The organism is Deltaproteobacteria bacterium CG11_big_fil_rev_8_21_14_0_20_49_13, assembly GCA_002796305.1.
GTDB lineage: Bacteria > UBA10199 > UBA10199.
This window is the reverse complement of record PCWZ01000056.1, coordinates 1-5,602: the sequence shown is the minus strand read 5'-3', so window position 1 is coordinate 5,602 and position 5,602 is coordinate 1. Positions and strand designations below refer to the sequence as shown.

The window sequence follows — 5,602 nt, the reverse complement described above, 5'->3', positions numbered from 1 at the left end:
CACAGGCTTTTGCAATGTTCGATCCCCTGCTGAATGCCCCTTACCTGCCGCACTCTGGCGGACGACTCGACCGCGGGATTACGGGCGTCCCGCATTGGCGCTCTATTATCTTGTCTCGCCCACGGCCACTGAAAGGAAAACGCCGCTGTTGGCAGAGCAACGACTCCGAGCATAATTATCGCGGAAAAATATTTTGTGCGCATAAGTGACCTCCATTTATGATGACCCTGCCGCTAAAATCCGACTTTACATTCTCCCCACGCGTCAAATTTCGATATCTTGTTTGTCTCGCCGACACCGATCACATCTGCAGACCATTTTAATCTTACCTTTCCCTCAAGAAAATTCGTGATCTTCAGGTAATGCTCTTTCACTTTGTACAGGCCGTCGTAAATATCCAGCTCTTCTTCCGTAGCTATCGGTAGCGATGACTTACCGCTAAATATGCTTATGTATCCATCTTCGCCCATGATTACATATCCCGCAAGCGGAATGTCTGGAAGAGGGCCTTTCCCCTCCAGCTTAAAGTAAACGGACCTCAGTCCGAGAAAGGCCTTATCGTTCGACACTACTATATCCGCTTTCCCTTCAGAAATTTTCGCCAGGCGGCTTTTATTGGCAATCTTTTCCGGTTCGCCATGTTTTTTGATGAACGGAATATCAGGCTTGAAGTTTTTGGAAGATTCAGGAACGCCGGAGCCGATTAATTCTTTTTCCGAACTCTCTCTACCAATGATGTAAACGGCACCGTTAGATTCGGCAATGTCCTGCGGCAAAAGATTTGTCGGCAGTTTGATCGCCTGATAAGCGGCCGGAAAAATGCCGTAAAGCACTTCGTCATCTTTGGCCAAATAATCCTTCTCCTCATAATGCAGGGCCACGGCAGGAGAGCCTGTGCCTTTTAGAAACTTAAACTCTCCACTTTTCCGGTCGTAAAAAAATAATCCCAAATTGCCGGCAACCAGGACGCCGCCATCCCGTTTGCGAACAGATCTCATGTCCGGCGACATTTGCGAATGATGACTGAGTTTCAGCAAGCCGGCCGGCGACCTCGCATTGGAATACTTGGCAAAAGCCGCAGGGTAGGCAATTTTCTGCCATTCCGAATTGTCCGTTTTTCCCTGCAGGAGATAACCAACGTTTCCAACAGCGTAGAGATACCCGTCCAGCACCAGAATGTCCCTGAAATCCCTTTTCTCATAATCCGAAAAGGGGAGGTAGCTTTCGTCGCTGTATATGATCTTTGATGTGGCCCCTTTAAAATGTCCAACGCTCAAATCGTCGCCGCTCACCCAAAATTCGTCCACACTGCCGGTTGCCGAAGTCCAGCGCGTCTTGGCCCATTCGCGATGGGTAAGCGATTCTCTCTGGATGAATTTGGCGGAGGCTGTTTCTTTGTCCAGATCGTAGAGCGTTCCGTTAATACCGGACGCAGAAACAAACTGCGCCTCTTTATAGACGCCGGTTAAGCTATTGGGGAACGGAAGCTTCTCTTTCGACCAGGCGCTGGCCGATTTTAAGTAAAATATTGAATGCGTTCCGACGACCGCCAGATCGTCTTTCGAAGAGCCCGAGATGCCGAGGATTGTCGACTGGGACGGAAATTCATGGCACACGTCGAACGAGGTTTTTCCGCACCAGAAAAGCCCTTTGCTACCGCCAAGACGGACGTCGTTTCCATCGCTCCAAACGGCCCGAAGGTCGACATCATTTTTTATGTCTATTTCCGTCCAAAATCCTGCCTCGTGACCGCTATTCCAAAATTTTTGAAGAATGAACATCGGACTTTTGACAGAATCTTCGTTTTTATTGTACTGCCGGTATGCGATCTTTCCCTTATCGCCAACTAAAAAGACTCGCCCGTCAGCCTCCGCGAAGATATCGCGCCAAACAACCTTTATCCTGGAGGATTGCCCGGCCTTCGTAAAGATCGCCCAGAAGGAGTCTCCCCCTATCTTTTCGGACTTCCATTTCGATCCGTCAAAATGAAAAATGGCGCCGTTATCGCCGGCTATCCATATATCATCTTTTCCCGTTCCATGAACCGCGTAGAGCGGCGACCCAAACGATTTGCCGTCGCCAGGACCGCTTGGCCCCCACTGAATCCAGTGGGCGTTGAACCACAAAAAGAAATGGCCGGACTTTGTGACCGCGGCCACGCTTTCCTTTCCTATTCCAAAAAGATCGGTGATGCCCCGCTCTTCGTCAGAAACTTTTGAGGCTTTCATGCCGGCGATATCCCAGGGCGAAGCCATTGCAGTCCATTTTTCGTCCCCATATCGTTTAAAAATATTTCCGCCTTCGCCGGCCGCCCATTGATGATAATCTTTCCCTGTTATTGCGTAAAAATTCATTGTTGAAATGGATGGGAAAAAAGACTCTTTGGAGTCTCCGTCGCAGGACGAACTGCCTCCGGCATCGTTTACGACCTCTCCAAAAGTCTTGTCTTCGGGAATTTTTGGCAGGCACTTATCCGCATCAGAGCTCTTCAAGCAATCGCATATCTCTTTTGTCTCTTCATCCGCCGGCGGATTGCACGGGTCAAGGTTGTTTTCAGAATCGCAAGCGTCGCCGAGACCGTCTCCGTCGCTATCGATCTGGTCCGGATTGTAGACATCCGGACAATTATCCTTGTCATTATTTTTGCCGTCACCATCCTTATCAGCGTCGCACGCATCACCGACGCCATCGTTATCAATATCCTTTTGATCCTTATTAAACCAGTCGGGACAATTGTCATCGCCGTCCGCGGTTCCGTCTTTGTCTTTATCTTCCGCTACGACGCAGATATTGCCTTTGCATGAGGCGCTTGGGCCAAATTCTTTCTTGCAACTTACGGGGGTAGAGACGGGTTTGCCGTTTTTGCAAACTACCTCGATTAATTTGGACTGGGACTCACAGACATCCATCGATTTGCCGGAAATGTAGAGCTGGTAATTCGCCTCGTTATCCGTGCATGGCGGACACGTGTTTCCCGCGTACCACACGCAGGCGTCACAGCCGTCCGGCGTTCCATCGCTGTCTTCGTCGGCGCTGTCGTCAAATCCTTCGCAAATATCGCAAACATCGCCGGTCTTATCGCCATCCTGATCCGTTTGATCCTTGTTGGCAATGGACGGGCAGTTGTCATCCGCATTTTTTATTGCATCGCCATCTATGTCACCGTCACAGGCGTCTCCCATTTCATCGTTGTCTGAATCCGCCTGGTTCGGATTTATGTCGTAACTGCAATTGTCGACGCAATCGTTGACAGAGTCGCCGTCGGTGTCTCTGGCAGCGCAGTCCGCGGAAGCTATTGCAGAAAAATTCGGAGACAATAAAATAGCCAGCATAAAAATAAAAATGGAGCACTTAGAGATAAGTTTCATGTCGACCTCCGGGAGAGTGAATATGCAATTCACCTGCCATTTGCGCTGCAATCAGCACGCACATAACTATATGAATTGCCTGGTACTTATACGAAAACGTTTGACTGCACAATCAAAAACAAGTTCAAAATGATAAATGCGTCAAATTGTTGACATCCCCGGCACTTCTTTCCCATAACTGGCTCCTTTCTCGTGGTCATAGTCTCCTATACCACATTTTTTGAGCCAGTCAGCTATGTTCTAATCTCTACCCCTCATCTGTCCAATCTATGGGGCGCAGTCCATAGTCTCCTATACCACATTTTTTGAGCCAGTCAGCTATGTTCTAATCTCTACCCCTTACGTGTCCAACTTACGGGGCGCAGTCCAAACTTGGCGCTCGGGCACGGCATTTGGAAATTGGCTGTTGTTGGCCTAAGCCCTCCGCGACATCGCTCTCACACTCTCCCCCCCCATAAGACTGAGGGGATACGAAAACTCAATAATTTCATTTGCTTTGTTTGTATATATGTCATATATTTATTACCTGTAATTTCGGGTAAATAAAATTCATCCGGCAATGCCGGTAAAATTGATATGCAAATCCACCTGCCAAATAGCGCTTTTTTAGGGAATATAGATCCATTTCTACGTTCCTTTGACACCGAAAATCAGGATGTCCTGAAAATCACCGCAAATAAGAAATGGATATCGCTACATCCAGTTGTTCTGGCAATGGTAGCCGCCTTGGGACGGCAGGTTAAGCCTGAAAATATTTTTATTGAAAAACTGGAGGCCAAGTCAAAACACTATCTTGAAAGAATAGGATTGTTCAGAATATTAAACCTGAAATCCGACATTGCAATTACCGAACACGAACCAGCAGGGCGTTTTATCCCTTTGTCAATGATCGACGGTTCAGAGGGACTGTCGCATTTCATTGCGGATATGGTCCCCTTGTTGCACCTTAAACCAGAGCAGGCAGAACCAATTAAATATGTTGTAAGCGAACTGGTGCGGAACGTTTTTGAACACTCTTTGTCAAAAGAAGGCGCTGTTATATGTGCGCAATTTTACAAAAAAAGTAACACTATAAGGATCGGCATCGTTGATTCTGGCGTCGGGATTAAAAAATCAATAGGCGCATCTTATAAAACCAGCTCCGATATGGAAGCGATAAAACTGGCCTTAACGCCCGGGATAACAGGTACGACTAGTAGAATAGGAGGAACGGAATTTAATGCGGGTGCGGGATTGTTTTTTATAAAATCCATCGCTAAGTTTGCCCACGATTTTTTTATACTTTACAGCGGCAACGCCATGTACAAATTGCTTAAGAGCGGGGCCAGTTCAAAACTATATATAGACCCGTTCAGAGACAGGCACTCTTTGAGCGAGGGGCTTCCATGCTGGCATGGCACGGTGGTTGGAATCGATATTTCTCTGGGACAAAAACAAGAATTTTCTCAATTGTTGGATTTTGTGAGAAATGTATATCTCAAGGCCATCTCGGAACAAAAGAAAGCGAAACATAAAAAAGCGAAATTCATATGATAACAATAAAATTGTTTCCTTTAGTCGGAACATTTGCCGAAAATAAAGATGTGGCAAAGAGCATCCGGCTTGCTCAAATCGCCCCGGCGCTTGACGGCAACAACGAAATTGTTTTGGATTTTGAAGGAATTGACGGAACAACCCAATCATTTATTCATGCCTTGCTAAGCGACCTTGTCAGAAAATATGGGAATGACGTTTTAGACAGGATTTATTTCAAGAATTGCGGCAAAATAGTCCAGAAAATAATCAATATTGTTGTCAGCTATGTTCAAGAAGCGGGATGATTTTATTCATGCGAACGGCCACCATGTCAATATTTTGACGAACGCTGTTGTGATCTTTATCATTTCGAGAGTGTTTGTAGGCGAGAAACTGAGTATTTTCGATATATTAAATGGACTACATTTTGGCACGCGTAATGCAATAAATATAAGGAGGTAGCCACGGTGGGATGTGCCTAGCGCAAAATAATACAGGATCCTTTTATGCCAAGAAAGCTGGTTTGCATATTGCCGATTTTGATAGCCATGGTCATTGTTGCAGAAACATCTGACGCCTTGGCCGGGTCATCTTGGTGGGCGAAGATGTTTAATAACGTTCCGGCCCATTCAGAGCAGAACGGACGTGCGGCCGGTTACCGACAAGACGCCCGTAATCCCGCGGTCGAGTCGTCCGCCAGAGTGCGGCAGGTAAGGGGC

At 47.0% G+C, this 5,602-nt stretch carries 4 protein-coding genes; 3 read left to right on the top strand and 1 reads right to left on the bottom strand.

Going from position 1 to position 5,602, the window contains the following annotated elements:
• Positions 1-233: 233 nt before the first annotated feature.
• Positions 234-3,368: a hypothetical protein gene (locus COV46_05385; protein ID PIR17161.1), complete on the bottom strand. Its 3,135-nt coding sequence runs from the start codon at positions 3,366-3,368 to the stop codon at positions 234-236.
• 576 nt (positions 3,369-3,944) lie between these two features.
• Here COV46_05385 and COV46_05380 point away from each other — a divergent pair.
• From COV46_05380 to COV46_05370, 3 genes are all read left to right on the top strand, one after another.
• The gene (locus COV46_05380; GenBank protein PIR17160.1) at positions 3,945-4,901 is read left to right on the top strand and encodes a hypothetical protein; all 957 of its coding nucleotides are present in this window, start codon (positions 3,945-3,947) and stop codon (positions 4,899-4,901) included.
• Positions 4,898-5,188: a hypothetical protein gene (locus COV46_05375; protein ID PIR17159.1), complete on the top strand. Its 291-nt coding sequence runs from the start codon at positions 4,898-4,900 to the stop codon at positions 5,186-5,188. Before COV46_05380 ends, COV46_05375 begins: the two co-directional genes overlap by 4 nt.
• Before the next feature lie 201 nt (positions 5,189-5,389).
• Positions 5,390-5,602, top strand: a 213-nt coding sequence (locus COV46_05370; GenBank protein ID PIR17158.1) for a hypothetical protein, incomplete at its 3' end; no start/stop codon positions are given.